Here is an 18,321-nt window from a genome sequence, read left to right as displayed (position 1 = left end):
CACGCTCGCCTCCGGTCGCTCAGTAGCGGTAGTGGTCCGACTTGAAGGGGCCTTCCACCGTCACGCCGATATACTCGGCCTGGTCGGGGCGCAGCTTGGTGAGGTTCACACCGATCTTGGCGAGGTGCAGCATGGCCACCTTCTCGTCCAGCGACTTCGGCAGCACGTACACTTCCTTCTTGTACTTGCCGTCCTTATTGTTGGCGTAAAGCTCGATCTGCGCCAGCGTCTGGTTGGTGAACGAGGCCGACATCACGAAGGACGGGTGACCCATGGCGTTGCCAAGGTTCACCAAACGTCCCTCAGACAGCAGGATCATGCGCTTGCCGTCGGCAAAGGTGATCTCATCGACCTGCGGCTTGATGTTGTCCCACTTCAGGTTCTTCAGCGACGCGATCTGAATCTCGTTGTCGAAGTGGCCGATGTTGCAGACGATCGCCCGGTCCTTCATCGCGCGCATGTGCTCGATGGTGATGATGTCCTTGTTGCCGGTGGCGGTGACGAAGATATCGGCAATCGGTGCCGCCTCTTCCATGGTCACGACCTGATAGCCCTCCATCGCCGCCTGCAGCGCGCAGATCGGGTCGACTTCGGAGACCATCACGCGGCAGCCGGCCTGGCGCAGCGAAGCCGCCGAGCCCTTGCCGACATCGCCGAAGCCGGCAACCATGGCGACCTTGCCGGACATCATGACGTCGGTGCCGCGGCGGATGCCGTCGACCAGCGATTCACGGCAGCCATAGAGGTTGTCGAACTTCGACTTGGTGACGCTGTCATTGACGTTGATGGCAGGCCACAGCAGCGTGCCGGCCTTCTGCATGTCGTACAGGCGATGCACGCCCGTGGTCGTCTCTTCCGAGACGCCCTGGATGCTGTCGGCGATCGCCTTGAAGTAGCCCTTGGGCTTCTCCTTCAGCTGCTTCTTCAGCAGGGCGAAGAACACTTCCTCTTCTTCCGAGCCGGGCGCGTCGAGGAAGGCGGTGTCGCCATTCTCGGCGCGCAGGCCGAGATGGACATACATGGTGGCGTCGCCGCCATCATCGAGGATCATGTTGGGGTAGCCGCCGCCATGCCAGTCGAACAGCTTGGCGGTGTAGTCCCAGTATTCGGTCAGCGTCTCGCCCTTGATGGCGAACACCGGCACGCCGGCGGCGGCGATGGCGGCAGCCGCGTGGTCCTGCGTCGAATAGATGTTGCACGACACCCAGCGCACATCGGCGCCGAGCGCGACCAGCGTCTCGATCAGCACGCCGGTCTGGATGGTCATGTGCAGCGAGCCCGCGATGCGCGCGCCCTTGAGCGGCTGCGCGGGGCCGTATTCCTCACGGGTGGCCATCAGGCCCGGCATTTCGGTCTCGGCGATCGAGAGTTCCTTGCGGCCGAACGGGGCGAGGTTGATGTCCTTGACGATGTAGTCGGTGGCAAAGGCCATGATGGATTTCCCTGCTGCCTGACGCAAAGCGGTGCGGATGAGCTGGCTGGGGTGATAGCAGCCGCGCTCCGCAAATACAATAACGATATAAAGATGTCTTTATATGACGTGTGAGATTGAAGAGTGCGAGCGCGGCGGGCTCATTCCCCTTCGCCGAAGCGGTCGGACACGAGCGCCTCCAGCGCCTCGATGGCCGCCTGCGCCTGCGGGCCGCTGGCCTCCACCAGAATGGTCGTGCCGGGCGCCGCCGCCAGCATCATCAGACCCATGATGGACGAGCCGCCGACGGTCTCGCCGGCGCGGGTGACGCGCACATCCGCGTCGAAGCGCTCCACCGTCTGCACGAATTTCGCTGAGGCACGCGCATGCAGCCCGCGCTTGTTGACGATGGCCAGTTCCCGCCGCAGAGCGTCCGTGGTGGCGCTCATTTTCCGGCCAGTACGCGGCTGGCGATGTTGATGTATTTGCGCCCTGCCTCCTGGGCCTGCGCCACCGCCTCGCCCATCGGCACCTCGCCGCGCACGGTGGCGAGCTTGACCAGCATCGGCAGGTTGATGCCGGCGACCACCTCGATATCCGGCGAGTTCATGACCGAGATGGCGAGATTGGATGGGGTGCCGCCGAACATGTCGGTGAGGATCACCACGCCGCCGCCGCTGTTCACCGCCGCGACCGCATCGACGATATCCTGCCGGCGCCGCTCAATGTCATCGTCAGGGCCAATGGTGATCGTCTCGATGTGGGACTGCGGTCCCATGACATGTTCGAGCGCGGCGCGGAATTCGCTGGCAAGGCGTCCGTGCGTTACGAGTACGAGACCTATCATCTTGCTCCGCCGCACGTCGGTTCGACGCGACTGCAATGCTACTGCCGGAGGCATTGAGATGGGAGTGCCCGCCGCCCCCTTTGCGGGGCGCACATCATCGTTGCGCTGCACATGAATGGCAAGTACCGCTGGGGAAAATCCGCGCGAGGCCGCAAGCGACCCGCTGCCGCACCGGGAGAACCTAGTCCGGCGCGGACTCGGTGAGGAGCAGCGCCAGCACCTGCTGCACCCCATCGCCGCCAGCAAACACCGGCAGACGCTCGATTTCTAGCCCCTCGATCGCGACACGCCGCGCCGAGGGCTCCGGCAGGCGGGCCGCGTCGTCAGCGCCGAGATCGACCACCAGATCGACCGCCGCCTCCGCCGTGAAGGCCAGGCGCCGCAGGCCGAGGCCGCGTATCTCGATCAGCCCGGCGAGATAGTGCGGCGCGGAGGCGAACAGCCGGGCGCCCCGGCGCGAAAGAAACACTCGGTCATCAGCCACCAGTTCGACCGGCGGCGCCAGCCCGCCCCGCCCCGCCAGGATGAGTGCGAAGGCCAGATGCGACTTTCCCGCCCCCGAGGCACCACGGATCAGCACCCCCCGGTCGCCGATGCGGACGCAAGAGGCGTGCACCGTGGGCTGAAGAGCCGCCGCCGCGCTGTCCTTCGCCTGCGCCATGTCCTCCCGCGCCTCAACTGGCCGGCAGGCGGACGACGAAGCGCGCGCCAGCGAATTTTGGTGCCGGCGGCGTCTGCATATCGTCTTCCGCATTTACCACATCGGTCGTCACAGCCGCCGGCGCGGCCACCTTGGCCTTGGCGCGCGAGGCCCTCGGCTTCTTCGCGGCCGGCGGTGGCGGGCGGTCCTCTGCGGGACGGTTCTCCGCCCAGATGCGTCCGCCATGGGCCTCGATGATCTGGCGCGAGATCGACAGGCCGAGCCCGGAGTTCTGGCCGAAACCCTGCTCCTCGGGCCGGTCGGTGTAGAAGCGCTCGAAGATGCGGCTCACCGCGTGCGGCGGAATGCCCGGTCCGTCATCGTCGACGATGATTTCAATGGTGTCGCGGTTCCGCCGGCAGGCGACGCGAACCTCGCCGTCCTTGGCAGAGAAGGAGCGGGCATTGTCGATGAGGTTGTTGATCACCTGGCCGAGGCGGGAATCATGGCCGGGGATGACATAGGTAGCGGCCGTCACCGCCCCTTGCCCCTGCCCCGGCGCCGGATCGAAGGTGAGGCTCACCCGCACCCCGTCGCCCCGCAGCACGTCATTGTGCACGCCAGCCACGGTGTTGAGCAGCCGGACAAGATCGACCGGCTCGGATTCCTGCCGCTGCAGTTCGGCATCGAGCCGCGAGGCGTCGGAAATGTCGGTAATCAGGCGATCGAGGCGCTTCACGTCATGCTGGATCACCTCCAGCAGCCGCCCGCGCGAGACGTCGGACTTCGCAAGAGGCAGCGTCTCCACGGCGGAGCGCAGGGAGGTGAGCGGGTTCTTCAATTCGTGCGAAACGTCGGCGGCAAAGCTCTCAATGGCCTCGATCCGCGAATAGAGCGCGTCGGTCATGTCGCGCAGCGCCCCGGAGAGATGTCCGATCTCGTCCGAGCGGCTGGTGAAATCGGGAATTTCGACCCGCGAGCGGGTCCGCCGGCGCACCCGTTCGGCGGCATCGGCCAGTTTGCGCACCGGCCCGGCAATGGTGCCCGCGAGCAGAAGCGAAAGCACCACCATCACCGCCATCGCCACGAGAAACACGCGCACGATGACCAACCGCTCGGCCGCCACCGCCTCGTCGATCTCGCCGCCCTGGGTGGAGAGCAGCAGCACACCGAGAATGGCGCGGAAGCGCTGCACCGGCACGGCGACCGAGACGATGACCTGCCCGCGGTCGTTGATCTGCACGGCGCTGGCCTTCTGCCCCTGCAGCGCCTCTATCACCGCCGGGTAGCCCTTGCCGTTATTGGGGCCCAGCTCCTTGTAGAGCGGGAGGTCGCCGCGCTCGAACCAGAACTTCATGCTGTTCCAGCCGCGCTCCATCCAGTTGGGCTTGGGCGTGGTCGGCGCTGCCATTTCGAAGCGCAGGATTTCGCCGCGCGCATAAAGCGAGCGCGAATCGAGCAGCAGCGCACCGTCCCGGTCATAGATCCGGGCCCGCGTGCCGGTGGGCTCCACGAGGCGCTTGAGCACCGGGGCAACGCGCTCGGGATTGATCGGGAATTCGAGTGGGGCGAAGCCTTCTTCGCCAGGCCCGTAACTCTCGCCCGCCTTCAGCTCCAGCAGCCGCTCGGGGTCGATGGTGATGGCGTTGGTCTCGACCTGCGCCGAGGCGGCGATGGCGCCGGCGATGATCTCGCCCTGCACGATCAGGCTCTGCACCCGCGCGTCGATCAGGCCGGCTCGAAATTCGGAGAGGTAGAGGATGCCCGAAACCAGAACGCACATGCCCGCGAGGTTGAGCAGCACGATCCGGCGGGTGAGGCTGGAAAAACTCTTGAACGCAACGAAGTTGCGCGCCCGGCGCAAGGCGCCGAGAAGCCCTGCCCGTTCGGGCGAGCGGGACCTGTCCATCGGGTCCCCGTCCTCGACGACCGCCTGGCCGGCGCCATTCCGGGTCAGTTCCGGATCGAGCAAGGACCCGCTACTCCTTGAAGCGGTAGCCGACGCCGTACAGCGTCTCGATCATCTCGAAATTGTCGTCCGTCACCTTGAACTTCTTGCGAAGCCGCTTGATGTGGCTGTCGATGGTACGGTCGTCGACATAAACTTGGTCGTCATACGCCGCGTCCATCAGCGCATTGCGGCTCTTCACCACGCCGGGGCGGGTGGCGAGCGCCTGCAGGATGAGAAACTCGGTGACGGTTAGGGTGACGTTGTCGCCCTTCCAGGTGCAGGTGTGGCGCTCTGGGTCCATGCGCAGCAGGCCGCGCTCCAGCACCTTGGCGCTGTCGGTCTCGCGCGGCAGGCTGCCATCCTTGGGGGCGAAGCGGCGCAGCACCGCCTTCACCCGCTCGACCAGCAGGCGCTGGGAGAACGGCTTCTTGATGAAGTCGTCGGCGCCCATCTTCAGGCCGAACAATTCGTCGATCTCGTCATCCTTGGAGGTGAGGAAGATCACCGGCATGTCGCTCTTCTGGCGCAGCCGGCGCAGCAGCTCCATGCCGTCCATGCGCGGCATCTTGATATCGAAGATGGCGAGGTCGGGCGGATTGGTCTTGAAGCCGTCCAGGGCGGTGGCGCCGTCGGTATACGTCTGGATGCGATAGCCCTCCGACTCCAGGGCGATGGAAACGGAGGTAAGAATGTTGCGATCGTCGTCGACGAGAGCGATGGTCGGCATCTGCGCACTTTCCTGTTCGGCGGCGGTACACGAAGGGGTGAACCCCGCCGGCGTGGCCACAATGTGACACGCAAACTGATTCAGCGGAAATTAGCGCGTTTCGCTCCCGCCCGCCAATTGCGGCGAAGCGCTTGACGGCGGGCACGGCGACGCACACCTCTTGGCCATATAGGGAGCAGCCTTTCCACATGTCAGAGTCCTCTTCCACGTCAGACGCTTTTGACCCCGCACAAGCGGTTAAGCGCCTGATCCGCGAAAGCCAGACCGCCGCCCTGGCGACCCTCGATGCCGATGGCGGCCCCTACGCCTCGCTGGTCCAGCTCGCTACACTGCCCGATGGTGCCCCTCTGCTACTGCTCTCCCGGCTCGCCCGCCACACCGCCAACCTGCAGCGCGACACCCGCGTCTCGCTGCTGGTCGATGAGCATCGGCCGGGCGACGAATTGCAGGGCGCCCGGGCCGGGCTGAAGGGCCGCATCGAGGTCATCAGCGCTCCCGACATGCTGGCCACGGCGCGCCGCCGCTTTCTCGCCCGGCACCCGGATGCGGCCGGCTTCGTCGGCTTCAGCGATTTCGCGTTCTACCGCATGGAGATGGAGAGCGCCCATCTGGTCGCGGGCTTTGGGCGGATCAAGGACGTCGAGGGCGCCGCACTCTCCACCCGCGTCGACGATGCCGCCGGGGTGCTGGCCGCCGAGGAAGGCGCGGTCGCGCACATGAATGCTGACCATGCTGATGCTGTCCAGCTCTATGCGCTCCATCTCATCGGCACCGGCCCCGGCCACTGGAAGCTGGCCGGCCTCGACCCCGAGGGCTGCGACCTGATGGACGGGGTGCAGGTGCGCCGGCTCGACTTCGGCCAGCGCGTCACCACTGCGCAGGAGATGCGCGCGGCGCTGGTCGAACGTGCCAATGCCGCCCGGGCGGCGGCGGTGTGAACCCGTCTTACGCGTCGACTTTTCCCGTTTTGGCCACATAATCGACCCGGAAACTCACGCAAAACGCCCCTTTGGACTCCCATGGTCCCGCCTCCTGTCATGCGTAGGAGGAGCCGACCGTGAAGCAAACCGGCGCGCCGAGCGACCATTCCACCCTTGAGGGCCTTGATCCCGCCGGCACCGGCCGGGTGTTCTGGAACCTCGGCATGGCGGCCCTGTGCGAGCGTGCCGTGGCGCGGGGCGAAGCGAGGCTTTCCACCACCGGCGCTTTGGTCGTCTCCACCGCCCAGAGCGGCCGGGAGATCAGCCTCGCTCTCGTCGACGACGCGGCGAGCGAAAGCGGTGCGGCCCCGGCAACGCCTGCCCCGCAGGCCGGCAAGGAGGCCCCCGCCCCAAACAGCGTCGCGCCTCTTACGCGCACGCATTTCGAGGCGCTCAAGGCCGACATGCTGGCTTATGTCGGCAGCCGCACGCTATTCGGGCAGGATCTGAGCGTCGAGACCGGGCCGGGTCGCGGCCTTGCCCTGCGAATTTTGTCCGAACAGGCCTGGCATGCGCTGTCCATGCGCCACCTCATCCGTCCCTGCGCGGCGGCGGAGGGCGGAGAGATGGCGACCCGCCTCACCGTGTTGTGCGCTCCGGGCTTCCGCCCCACCCCCGAGACCCATGGGGTCGCGGCCGACGGCGCACTCGCGCTGGACCCCGCCAACGGGTTGGCGCTCATCGCCGGCACGGCCCGCAGCGAGGTGATCCGCGCGGCGCTCGCGCACCTGCTCGTCGGCCCGCTCATGGAACAGAAGGTACTGCCGCTCGAAGCGGCCGCCACCACCGGCCCGACCGGCAATGTCGCCCTGTTCCTCGGCGGCGCCGGCACGGGCAAAAGTGCATTGGCGGGCGCGCTGGCGAATGGGCTGACGGACGATGGCGTGTCGGCGCGCATCGCCGACGGCGCGCTCGGCTGGGGCGAGGAGGGGCTTATCGCGCTGGAGGCAGGCGCCTATGCCCGGCCCGCCGACCTCGCCCACTCCGCAGAGGCGGCCCGCGCGGCGCGGGGCTTTGCCGCCGTGCTGGAAAATGTCGCCCTCGATCCGGCCAGCCGCACGCCCGACCTGACCGAAGCGGCAAGCACTGCCGCTTCCCGGATCATCCTGCCCGCAGACCCCTCGGACGGCGCCCCTCACCCTGCCATGGGCCCGCCGGCGCATCTGTTCTTACTGGTGCAGGACGCAAGCGGCGCGCTCCCCGCCATCGCCCGGCTGAACCCGGCACAGGCGCTTGGCCATTGCCTTTCCACCACGGACGGCGTCCCCGCGCTGGCGGAGTGTCACGAGCCGCGGCTGCGCCGGCTCCTCGCACAGCACGCGCCCAGTTGCTGGCTGGTCAATACCGGCTGGGTCGGCGGGGCTGCCGGCACAGGCCAGCGCGTACCGCCGGACGCCAGCCGTCGCCTCGTCGACGCGGCGCAGGCCGGCGAGCTGGCCTCGGGCGAATGGCGCACCGATCCGCATTTCGGTTTCGAGGTGCCGGCCGCCCTGGAGGGCGTCGACCCCGGCCTGCTCGATCCGGCGCAGGCCTTCGCCAGCCATAGCGATCATGGCGCGGCCGCCCGCCGGCTGGCGAGGTGGTTTGCCGCCCAGCTCGCCCGTTTTGAGGCGGCTTCGGGCGAGGCACAAGGCGCGCAGCCAGAGAGCGCGCAGCCGGGGATGGTTCTTGCGGCGGAATAGCGCCACACTCGGCCCGCCTTTCACCACTGGCGGAGGAAGAGATGAGCCTTGGAATTGCGCCCCTCTCCTTCGGCAGGCTCGCCGGCGTGGCGCTCGCACTGGCAGCGACGCTATTGCCCGGCGATGCGCGGGCGGCGACGCGCGTCACCTTCACTGCGCCGCAAAATTACCGCGACGGCAATCTCGCTTGGGGGCCGGTGGACCAGCGCCTGACGTTGGAGGGGCTGCAGCGTCTCATCCAGCGCCTCGCCGCCAAGCGATTGCCGACGGGTACCGATCTGGACATCGCGGTGATCGACCTCGACCTCGCCGGCGCGATCAATCCGTTACGCTCGCGCACGGGAGAGCTCCGTGTCATGCGGCAGAACACATGGCCCTCGATGACGCTGCGCTACACGTTGCGCCGGGGCGGCAAGGTGATCGCACGCGGCGAGGACACGCTGCGAGCGATGAACTACCTCATGGACCCGGTGGCAGTGCGCTCCACCGAGCCGCTGCGCTTCGAAAAGGCGATGCTGGACGACTGGTTCCTCAGCCGCTTCGCCTCCCTGTCGGCAAAGCCGCCGGCGAGCTGAACCGGCTCAGATGAAATAGAGCCAGGTCAGCAGCGCGAAGCAGGGCAGCAGGAACAGCCCCGACCAGACCATGTAACCGAAGAAGCTCGGCATGGCGACGCCGCGGCTCTTGGCGATGGCGAGCACCATGAAATTGGGAGCGTTGCCGATATAGGTGAGCGCGCCCATGAAGACCGCGCCGGCCGAGATCGCCTCCAGCGTCACCGCATAGCGTGTCATCAGTTCCTGCGCGTCGCCGCCCGCCAGATTGAAGAAAACCAGATAGGTCGGCGCGTTGTCGAGGAAGCCGGAAAGAAGGCCGGTCATCCAGAAATAGCCGGCATTCACCGGCTCGCCGGCGGCGTCCGTCACCAGCGCCACCAGCGGCGAGAGCGCGCCGTCGGCACCGGCTCGCAGGATGGCGATCACAGGAATGATGGTGAGGAAGATCGCCGCGAACAGCTTGGCCACCTCGCGGATCGGCTCCCAGTCGAAGCCGTTGCGCTCGCGGATAAAGGCCGGCGTGATCCAGATGGAAATCCCCGCCAGCGCCAGCAGGCTGAGATCACGGGCTATCGAGGGCAGCGGCACATGGGTGCCGAATATGTTGAACTCGATGCCCGGCTTCCACAGCGCGCTCATCAGGATGGCAGCGATCACTCCCGCGAGAAGCGGCAGGTTGCGCAGCCCGCACAGACCGAGCCGCTCCGTATCGGGCGTCGGGTCCGGCTTGGGCGGCAATTTCTCCTCGCGCGCATAGAAATAGCGATCGAGCAGATAGAACGCGCCGAGCAGGATGACCGCCACGAAGGCGGTATCATGGAACAGATGCTGCGTTGTCCAGAAGAAGTCGACGCCCTTGAGGAAGCCGAGAAACAGCGGCGGATCGCCCAGCGGCGTCAGCGAGCCGCCAATGTTCGACACCAGGAAGATGAAGAACACCACGGTGTGGACGTTGAAGCGTCGCGCGTCATTGGCGCGCAGCAGCGGGCGGATCAGCACCATGGAGGCCCCGGTGGTGCCGATCAGGCTCGCCAGAACCGTGCCGATGGCGAGCAGGGCCGTGTTCACGCCCGGACTACCGTGCAGATTGCCGGTGAGCAGAATGCCCCCGGAAATGGTGAACAGCGCGAACAGCAGGATGATGAACGGGATGTATTCCAGCAGCGCCGCATGGGCCACCTCATAGGTGGCGAGGCCTCCCCCATAGATGAGGATGAACGGCACCAGGAAGGCCAGCGCCCAGAACAGCGCCACCTTGCCATAATGGTGATGCCAGAAATGCCCCGCCAACAGCGGAATGATGGCGATCGACAGCAGCATGCCGACAAAGGGAAGTCCCCAGACGAGGGGCAGGCGCGCGCCCTCTATCCCCATGCCCTCGGCGGCATGGGCCGGCAGGGCGGCCCCGATCACCAGCGTGGCGAGCAAGGGCAGGCCGCGCAAGGAAAACAGGCGCTGGAGAGAAAGGCCCAGGATGGCACGCGCGGCGGCTCTCGTCGTCGTCATCAGTCTCCCCCGTACGGCGCTCCCCGCGCTGAAACCGGTTAGCAACCCGCTGCCGGAGTGTCGAGCAAAACCACAGCGCGGCGGCCCGGTATCGTCGAGGCGCGGGGGCGAGAGGCGCGCCCTTTGCGGCCCGCGCGCCGGTGCGCTAGACGAAGCAGCCCGGTGGCCAACCGGCCGACCCTGAGGATGCCATGCCCCGCGCCGTCGCCGGCCCCGAAATCGAACGCCTGATCCAGTTGCTGGCCCGCGTGCCCGGCCTCGGCCCCCGCTCGGCCCGACGGGCGGCTCTGCACCTCATCAAGAAGCGTGAGCAACTGATGAGCCCGCTTTCCAGCGCCTTTGAAGACGTGCTGGGCAAGATCTGCACGTGCCGGGTTTGTGGCAATATGGACGTGCGCGATCCCTGCTCGATCTGCATCGACGACACGCGCGATCCCGCCCTGCTGGTGGTGGTCGCCGATGTGTCGGACCTGTGGGCGCTGGAGCGGGCGGGCGCGCTCAACGCGCGCTACCACGTGCTCGGCGGTACGCTGTCGCCGCTCGACGGGATCGGGCCGGAGGAGCTCAACCTCGCCTCGCTGATCGCGCGGGTGCAGGGCGACACGGTGACGGAAGTCCTTCTGGCGCTTGGCGCCACGGTGGATGGGCAGACCACCGCCCACTACATCACCGAGCTTCTGCGGGAAGCAAATGTGAAGGTCACGCGCCTCGCCCATGGCGTGCCGGTGGGCGGCGAACTCGACTATCTCGACGAAGGCACGCTCTCGGCGGCGATCCGCGCCCGCACCAGCTTCTGAGGCTGCAGCCGGCTGCGGGGGAACTGCGGACACTGCTGCATCTGACTGCAGAATCCAGACTGCAGCGCTGCCGCCTCAGCGTCCGCCGGCTGCCAGCTCGCGGAAATGACCGCGCGCCTGCAGATAGGCCAGCAGCGCCAGCCCCGGCAGGGCGGCGACCGAGGTGATGGCGAAGAACACGATCCACCCCGTCTCCACCGCAATGAAGCCGGCCGAGGAGGCGAGGAAGGTCCGCCCCACCGCCGCCAGCGCGGTCAGCAGCGCGTATTGGGTGGCGGTGTGGGCGCGGTTGCCGCAGAGCGCCGAGATATAGGCGACGAAGATCACGGTGCCGATGGCGCCGGCGAAGTTCTCGACCACGATGGTTATCATCAGCGCCGGCACGTTCACGCCCATCCAGGCCTGCCAGGAGAAAGCGAGATTGGACAGCATCTGCAGGATGCCCCCCACCCAGAGCGCGGTGGAGAGCGGCATGGCGCGGGCGATCACCCCTCCGGCGAAGCCTCCGGCCAGCGCCGCCGCGAAGCCGACACCCTTGACCACGCCGGCATAGGTCGCCTTGTCGAAGCCGATGCCGATGACGAAGGCGCCGGACAGCGCGCCGGCGAAGGCGTCGCAGAACTTGAACAGCACCACGAAAAGAAGGATGGCGACGGCGCTGTTGCGGGTCAGGAACTCGCTGAAGGCGCCGACCGCGGTCTGCATCACCCGCTTGGCCACCTTGCCCTCGCGCGGGGGCGCATCGGCGGGCGCAGGCGGTTCCTTGGCCATCAGGGCGGCGAACAGGCCGACCCCGACCATGGCGGCGGCCGCGAGATAGCCCCACGCCCACACCTCGGCGCGCGGCGCGCCCAGCACCTCGAACCATGCCACCAGCAGCACCACGCCCGCACCCGAGGCCAGCATGCCGACCCGGTAGGCGGCGACATAGCCGGCCATGCCGGCGGCCTGTTCGCGCACCTCCAGGCTCTCGACGCGGAAGGCATCGACCACGATGTCCTGCGTCGCCGAGGCGGTGGCGACCAGCAGGGCGCCGAAGGCGACATGCCAGGGCGAGAGCACCGGGTCCTGGAAGCCGAGCCAGGCGACGGCGAGGATGAGCAGAAGCTGGGTGAACACGAGCCAGCCGCGCCGCCGCCCCAGCCAGCGCCCCAGCAGCGGCACGTCGAGCGCGTCCACCAGCGGAGCCCAGATGAACTTGAAATTATAGGGCACGCCGACCAGCGCGAAGAGACCGATGGTGGTGAGGTTCACCTGCGCCTCGGCCATCCAGATGGTCAGCGTGGCGCCCGAGAGCGCCAGCGGCAGGCCGGAGGAGAAGCCCAGCAGCACGACGATGAGCACGCGCCGGTGGAGATACACAGCGAGGCTGGCGAGAAGGCCGTCCTCGTCGCGGGCGGCAGCAGCGTTGCGGGCGGTGTCGGTCATGGTCAGCGGTCTCGGCGGGGTGCTCGCTGGCGCGCGATTCGGGGGGCGTCCCGCCTATCTCTAAAGCGCTTTCGCCCCCGATTGAATCGCCAACACCATCACGCCGCCCTTTCGCAAGGAGACGCGGGCCGCCTCGCCCCGACGGCCGAGAGCGGGAGCGGCGGCGACATCGGGCGCCGTGTCGCGCAAGAGCAGCGGCGCGCCCCGCCATCGCGTACCCCGCTATCTGACATAACGGTTGGCGACGCCGCTCTCGTCGCGGCTTGGCCGCGGGTCTTCGAGGCGGCGCTGGTGAGGTCCGGCCAGCGCTGCGGGTCGAGCCGCCGGTCGGTTATTGGCGAATACGAGGGAACAGGCGTGGCCCGGGCCCGCAAACTCGCCCGCCACCCGCCGAATTGCCATTTCGGCGGTAGCGACGTGGACGTCCATCGGACGCCGAGCCGGGCGAGGTTGTGGGAGCGCGGCGGCGCCGGGGCGCGGTGGAGCCCCGGCGGGAGGGGCCGGGGCCTGGTTCGTCAAGGCAGACCTTGTCGCCTGCCGGAGCGACGGGCGTCCCTCTCAGGCGGGTCCGTCCGCGTGAAGGGGGTGCGTGAAGGGGGGGGCGTGAGGCCGGAGGCTTGCCTCTCCACGGAGGCTTGCCCCTACGGCTTCAGGCTCGCGTCGAGGGCGGCGGCAAAACCCTTGAAGGAGAGCGGCAGCGTCACCGGGCGGCGGGCGCCGTCCTCGAAGGAGAAGCTGCCGGCCTCGCTGGCGGCCTTCAGGGCCTGCACCGAGGCTGCGTCCAGCTCGGTCTCGGCGAAGCAGCCCTGCGGGCAGCGCGTGAAGACGAGCGCCAGCGGCTTGGCCTTCGCGCTCACCTGGACCTTCACCCCGGCCGGCAGCCAGACCCCGGCGGGCAGCTGCACGACCAGCCTTAGCGGTGCCTTGGCATCGGCCCGGCCGACCGCAACGCTGGCGATCAGTCCCTGCCCCTGCGCCTGGATGTTCTGGACCACCTCGCAGGTCCGCCCTTTATCGCTCGCGACGCACCGCACCACCCAGTCCTCATAGGTGGCGGTCGTGAGGCCGGGCCGCGCGGCCGCCGGGGGCGCCGCGGCCGGTTGCTGCGCCGAGGCAGCGCCGGCGAGGCCGAGGCCTCCCAGCAAAGCCGCCAGCATGAGGAAACGATGCGTCATCATATCACTCGGTCAGGTGCGGTCGCTTGCGCAGAGCACGCGCCGTTCGCTCAGAAAGAGAGGGAGAACTGCGCGCTGAAGGTGTTCTGGTTGGCCTCGCCGGCCAGCTGGCCGGCATAGTTGAACTGCAGTTCCGCGCTCTCGGACAATTGGTAGCCCAGCCCGACGCCGACCAGCGCCACGTCTTCCGCGATCGGCACGCCCTGCACGCCGAACGGGGTGGTGCCGCCATTGGCGAACAGCATGGTGGCCGACGCATCCGTGTCGCCAAAGGCATGCTGCCAGCCCAGCGTCGCGCTCGTGGTGAGGGTGCGGCCCGCCACCGTGAAGCTGGTGGCCGCACGAATGCCCAGGGTGGAGTAGAACGTGCCCTGCGAAGGCGCGTCGACCGAAAGTGCCGAGGCGATCGTCCCGCTTTCGGTGAATCTGTCGCCGGATATGTTGACATAGGCGAGGCCGACGAAGGGCTCGAAGGCATAGGCCCCGACCGACATGTCGTAGCCGATCTCGCCGAACAGCTGGGTGGTGCCCACCGTGTAGTCCGCGTCGTTGGCGCCGTAATAGCCGGGGAAGAACACCGAGCGCGACGCCGATATGTCGTGCCAGGTGTAGGAGGCGCCGCCGCGCAACGCGACAGCGTCGAACTGAGCACCGGCATAGAGGCCGATATCGTAATTATCCATCGAGCCCGAGGACGAGCGGGCGTCGACATCGAACGAGGTCCGGCTGTAGCCGCCGATGAGGCCGACCCTCACATTGTCGAGCACCGCCACGTCGACGCCGCCGAAGACGCCGCCGACCGTGTTGCTGACCGAGGCGGCGTTGGCATTGCCCGAGGTCTCGCCCCAGCCGCCGAAGCCTTGCGCCCAGAGCGTCGGGGTGAAGCCCTGGCCCAGCTGTGCCGAGGCCGGGCCGGCCGCTTTCGCCGCATAGGACAGGGCGCCGGCGGACGGGGCGGTAAGCGACTGGCGCAGCCGGCTGCCGACCGCGTCGCGCAGATAGATCGACTGCTGCTGGATCACCGTCCGGGCCGAGGTGTAGACCTCGCCCGTGAGCTGGTTGAAGGCCGGCGCCACGGCGCCTTCCGGCAGCGAGAAGATCGCCTCATAGAGCGTGTTGCCGCCGCCCAGCGCCTGCGCCGCCACGGCCACGCCCGCCTGGTTCGGCGTGCGGGCATAGTCGACGAAGTTCTTGCCGTTGCTGACCAGGGTCAGGAACACGTTCTGCGCGTCATAGGTCAGTTCCGGCGTCAGGAAGGCGAAGTCCGACGTCGCGGGGCCGAAGGTGCCGGTCAGCGTGCTGGACGTGGAAAGGATGGTGATCGTGCCCATCGAGGAATAGTTCCCCGGCGTCGCCACCACCTCGACGCCCGCATCCGGGGACAAAGTCACCGCCCCGGTGGCGGTGATCAGGTCGTGCGCGCCGTCCGCCGTGATGTCCACCTCGTAGGTCGAGCCGGCATTGAAGGCGACGGGGCCATTCACGGTGAGCGTGCCGGGCGAAGTGCCCGGCGCCACCGTGCCGCCGCTGTTCACCGTGAGGGCACCGATGGTCGCCGTGCCGCCGAGCACGCCGCCCTCGTTGAGGGTGAAGGCCGAACTGTTGGTCGACCCGGACGCCAGCTGTACATTGGCATCGTCCACCGAAATGGTCCCGCCATAGGAGGCGGAGAACAGCACCGTGCCGCCGCCGGTGAAGCTCACCGTGCCATTGCCGGTGACAGCGTCGGTGAAGGCGTAGGTGCCGGAACGGTCGAACACCAGGCTCGCATTGTTGACCACCTCGCCGGCCAGCGAGCCGGTGGTGCCGCCATCGCCGATTTGCAGCGTGCCGTCCGAGATGGTCGTCACGCCGGTGAAGGTGTTGGTCGCGGTCAGGATCAGCAGGCCGTCGCCGGTCTTGGTCAGGCCGCTCTCCCCCGAGATCACGCCGGAGAGGGTCAGCGCCTGCGATGCGTCCACCTCGAACGTGCCCGCCGTGGAGGCGGTGCCGTCCAGTACCACCGCGCCGCCAAAGTCAAACGTGCCGCTGGCGCGGAACGTGCCGGCCTCGCCGACCGTCAGCCCGCCGCTGCCGAGTGCGTTTGCGGTGTCGACGCGCAGCGTGCCGGTGGTGATGGTGGTGCCGCCGGAATAGGTGTTGGCGCCGGTCAGGTACAGCGTGCCGCTGCCCGCCTGCACCACCGCGCCGGTGCCGGAGATCGCCCCCGCCATGGTGAATGCGTCGCTGCGGTTGAACGCCAGCACGCTGTTATTGGTCACATCGCCAAGGATCGACCCCGCCGCGCGGCCATTGCCGATCTGCAGCGTGCCGCCGGAAATGACGGTGCCACCGGTATAGGTGTTGGCGCCGGTCAGCGTTAGCGTGCCGGTGCCGGTCTTGGTCAGCGCCCCTTCGCCGCCGAGCACGCTGTCGGCGCCGATGTCGAACCCGTTGGAATCGATCGTGCCGCCGCCCGCCGCGAGCGTGACATCGCCCGCATCGAAGCCGGAGAGGAAGTACGACTGGGTGGCCGTAGCCCGCAGCGTGCCGCCGTCGAGGGTGATTGACCGGGTCCCCGGCGAGTAGTCCTGGTAGAAAGAGCTCGCCGCCATGGTGCCGCCGTCCTCGACGGTGATGCTCGCATTGGTGCCGTAAGAGCCCATGGAGACCGAGTTGGTGCCAGCATCCCACAGCGAGCCGGCGCCCGTCACCGTGATGGCGCCCGTGCCGTACTCGGAAAGGGCCATTGTGACATAGCCGCTCAGCACCGTGCCCCCGGCGGCGACCGTGACGATGCCCTCGCCCGCGACCCCGACAGTGAAGGAGCCGCCCGCCAGGTCCAGCGTGGACCCGGCACCCGTGACCGTCACGATGCCCTGGGATCCCCGGTAGCTACCGAGAGCGGCCGATGTGCTCGACACCTTGCCGCCGGCGGCGACAGTGAGCGTTCCCTTGGCACCGGTATTCGCGCCGATCGTCAGAGAGCCGCTATTGGTCCAGCTGGAGCCGGCGCCGGTCACCGTTGCCGTGGACATAACCGTCGCATACTGCCCGATCACGCCGTACGTGCCGGTCACCGAGCCGCCATGGGAAATGGTCATCGCGCCCACGCCGGATCCGCCGACGGTCACCCCGCCCGAGCTGGTGACGGTCGAGTCCTCCCCCGTCACCGTGAGCGAGCCCGACGAGCCGTCTCCAGAGCCGACCGCGACGAAGACGGCGCTCGCCGCGCCGCCGTCGGAAATGGTCAGCGTGCCGGCGCCATCACTGCCCACGACGAGACCTTCCTGGAGGGTCAGGTTCGATCCCGCTCCCGTCACCGTGGCGGTGCCGTCCCCGCCGACTTCGCTTCCAAGTGAGACCCGGATCGCCGTCACGGTCGCGCCATCGGAAATGGTCATGGTGCCGGTGCCGTAATTGCCGACCAACACCCCTTGCTCAGAGCTGAGAGCGAGGCTCGTGCTCTCCCCGGTCACCGTCAGGGAGCCCGACGTGCCGGCATCGCTTCCGATAATGGGGGCTTGGGCTGTGGAGGTGCCGCCGGAGAAGATGAGCGACCCGTTGGACGCCACCATGTCTCCGCCCAGCGTGTTGTTGCCGGTGAACTCCAGCGTGCCGGCGCTGGCCGTGGTGCCGCCGGAATACGTGTTGTTGCCCGACAGGACCAGCGTGCCGTCGCCGATCTTCTCAAGGCCGGTGGTGCCGATAAGTGCCGAGCCGATGGTGGCGCTGGCGTCGGTGGCGACGGAAATACCCGTCTGGCCCGAAATCGCAGCCAGCGTGATGCTGTCGCCGGAAAGCGCGTAGCCGTCGACGTCGAACTGCATGCCGGTGACGGAAATCACGCCCGGCGCGCCGGCCACGCTCACCGCGCCGCCCGTGCCCGCGAAGATCGCCAGCGCGCCGTCCCACGTCCCGGCGGTGGCCCCGGCGGCGTCGGTCCAGTTGGTGTTGGCGGCATTCCACGTGCCCGCCCCGCCGACGACTTCAGCGCCGCCCGGCTGGTCGACCGCGCCGTTCCAGTAGGGGTTGGCAGGGAGCGGCTCGGCATGGCTCGCGGGAGCGGCGAGGCTCAGCGCCGAGATCAACGCCGATGACAGCAGCAGCCCGCGCCGGAACGCGCGCCGCCGCGCCCCGCCGGGGCCCTTGCCGGCAAGGGTCGCGACGCAGAAAGCTGCACGGCTATCGACAGTCTCGAAACGCTTCATCTGCACATTCCCACATGGTCGGTAACCGCGCGCCGGAGCCGGGCCGGGAGACGCGCCTCTGACGGGCACCCCCGCCGCAACACGCTTCCAAGATCTGCCGCTCCGCCGAAAGGCGCGCGTCCCGCACAATTTTTCATTTGTTTCCGGCATACCGCCGGCGGTTGCTCAAGGGGCGACAGGCGGCCTCCCCGGTGTGCGCCGTCAGGGACACGGGCGAGGCAGGTCGGCGAATGGTTGGCCGCCTCGACATTCGCGTGCCGGCACACTTCGCGTTCTCGTCCAGCATGTCGTACCGCCCAAGCACTGCTCTCGCCAATGCGCGAGTCCCCGCCGCACTATGCGCGAAGACCACGGTACCGCGATAGGCGGATTCTGCCGACGGCGCCTGCCTGGCGCTCCAACCGCACCTATCTCTCCCAACGTTGCAGAT

The 18,321-nt window shown here is 68.1% G+C and carries 14 protein-coding genes; 4 read left to right on the top strand and 10 right to left on the bottom strand.

The features are described 5' to 3' along the window. Positions 1 to 19: 19 nt before the first annotated feature. From ahcY to EV667_RS02545, 6 genes are all read right to left on the bottom strand, one after another. Positions 20 to 1,432, bottom strand: coding sequence for an adenosylhomocysteinase (gene ahcY / locus EV667_RS02570; RefSeq protein WP_131833762.1), 1,413 nt, complete (start codon positions 1,430 to 1,432; stop codon positions 20 to 22). A 140-nt stretch (positions 1,433 to 1,572) separates the two neighbouring features. Continuing rightward, complete coding sequence (locus tag EV667_RS02565) at positions 1,573 to 1,860, bottom strand: HPr family phosphocarrier protein (RefSeq protein ID WP_131833761.1); 288 nt, start codon at positions 1,858 to 1,860, stop codon at positions 1,573 to 1,575. After that, positions 1,857 to 2,258: a PTS sugar transporter subunit IIA gene (locus EV667_RS02560; RefSeq protein WP_131833760.1), complete on the bottom strand. Its 402-nt coding sequence runs from the start codon at positions 2,256 to 2,258 to the stop codon at positions 1,857 to 1,859. Before EV667_RS02560 ends, EV667_RS02565 begins: the two co-directional genes overlap by 4 nt. Before the next feature lie 181 nt (positions 2,259 to 2,439). Further along, the gene (locus EV667_RS02555) at positions 2,440 to 2,919 is read right to left on the bottom strand and encodes an HPr kinase/phosphorylase (protein WP_131833759.1); all 480 of its coding nucleotides are present in this window, start codon (positions 2,917 to 2,919) and stop codon (positions 2,440 to 2,442) included. A 13-nt stretch (positions 2,920 to 2,932) separates the two neighbouring features. Next, positions 2,933 to 4,870 (bottom strand): sensor histidine kinase, encoded by a 1,938-nt coding sequence (locus EV667_RS02550; protein WP_245515942.1) that lies wholly within the window; start codon positions 4,868 to 4,870, stop codon positions 2,933 to 2,935. A 7-nt stretch (positions 4,871 to 4,877) separates the two neighbouring features. After that, positions 4,878 to 5,576 (bottom strand): response regulator transcription factor, encoded by a 699-nt coding sequence (locus EV667_RS02545; protein WP_131833758.1) that lies wholly within the window; start codon positions 5,574 to 5,576, stop codon positions 4,878 to 4,880. 188 nt (positions 5,577 to 5,764) lie between these two features. On the opposite strand from EV667_RS02545, the gene EV667_RS02540 reads away from it, so the two are divergent. The 3 genes from EV667_RS02540 to EV667_RS02530 all read left to right on the top strand — a co-directional run bounded on the left by EV667_RS02540 (position 5,765) and on the right by EV667_RS02530 (position 8,813). Beyond that, the gene (locus tag EV667_RS02540; protein ID WP_131833757.1) at positions 5,765 to 6,514 is read left to right on the top strand and encodes a HugZ family pyridoxamine 5'-phosphate oxidase; all 750 of its coding nucleotides are present in this window, start codon (positions 5,765 to 5,767) and stop codon (positions 6,512 to 6,514) included. Positions 6,515 to 6,633: 119 nt separating this feature from the next. Next, positions 6,634 to 8,238, top strand: a complete 1,605-nt coding sequence (locus EV667_RS02535) for a phosphoenolpyruvate carboxykinase (ATP) (protein ID WP_131833756.1) — start codon at positions 6,634 to 6,636, stop codon at positions 8,236 to 8,238. Positions 8,239 to 8,279: 41 nt separating this feature from the next. Beyond that, complete coding sequence (locus tag EV667_RS02530; RefSeq protein ID WP_131833755.1) at positions 8,280 to 8,813, top strand: DUF3016 domain-containing protein; 534 nt, start codon at positions 8,280 to 8,282, stop codon at positions 8,811 to 8,813. Positions 8,814 to 8,819: 6 nt separating this feature from the next. Here EV667_RS02530 and EV667_RS02525 read toward each other — a convergent pair whose 3' ends face one another. Next, positions 8,820 to 10,301, bottom strand: coding sequence for a sodium:proton antiporter (locus tag EV667_RS02525; RefSeq protein ID WP_131833754.1), 1,482 nt, complete (start codon positions 10,299 to 10,301; stop codon positions 8,820 to 8,822). Between the two features lie 191 nt (positions 10,302 to 10,492). Here EV667_RS02525 and recR point away from each other — a divergent pair, with 191 nt between their 5' ends. After that, entirely contained in the window at positions 10,493 to 11,098 is a 606-nt protein-coding gene (gene recR, locus EV667_RS02520; protein ID WP_131833753.1) for a recombination mediator RecR, read from the top strand. Between the two features lie 75 nt (positions 11,099 to 11,173). Here recR and EV667_RS02515 read toward each other — a convergent pair whose 3' ends face one another. The 3 genes from EV667_RS02515 to EV667_RS02505 form a co-directional block, all read right to left on the bottom strand. Further along, positions 11,174 to 12,532, bottom strand: a complete 1,359-nt coding sequence (locus EV667_RS02515; protein WP_425359013.1) for an AmpG family muropeptide MFS transporter — start codon at positions 12,530 to 12,532, stop codon at positions 11,174 to 11,176. A 635-nt stretch (positions 12,533 to 13,167) separates the two neighbouring features. Further along, positions 13,168 to 13,704 carry an invasion associated locus B family protein gene (locus tag EV667_RS02510; RefSeq protein WP_207907662.1) on the bottom strand — a complete coding sequence of 179 codons (537 nt, stop codon included), beginning with the start codon at positions 13,702 to 13,704 and terminating at the stop codon, positions 13,168 to 13,170. A gap of 47 nt (positions 13,705 to 13,751) precedes the next feature. Then, on the bottom strand, positions 13,752 to 17,891 hold the full coding sequence (locus tag EV667_RS02505; RefSeq protein WP_131833750.1) for an autotransporter outer membrane beta-barrel domain-containing protein: 4,140 nt from the start codon (positions 17,889 to 17,891) through the stop codon (positions 13,752 to 13,754). Positions 17,892 to 18,321: the final 430 nt, after the last annotated feature.

The sequence above is a fragment of the Ancylobacter aquaticus genome (assembly GCF_004339465.1).
Classification (GTDB): domain Bacteria; phylum Pseudomonadota; class Alphaproteobacteria; order Rhizobiales; family Xanthobacteraceae; genus Ancylobacter; species Ancylobacter aquaticus.
Note: the sequence above shows the minus strand (reverse complement) of the source record. Positions and strands in the feature narration are given on the sequence as shown.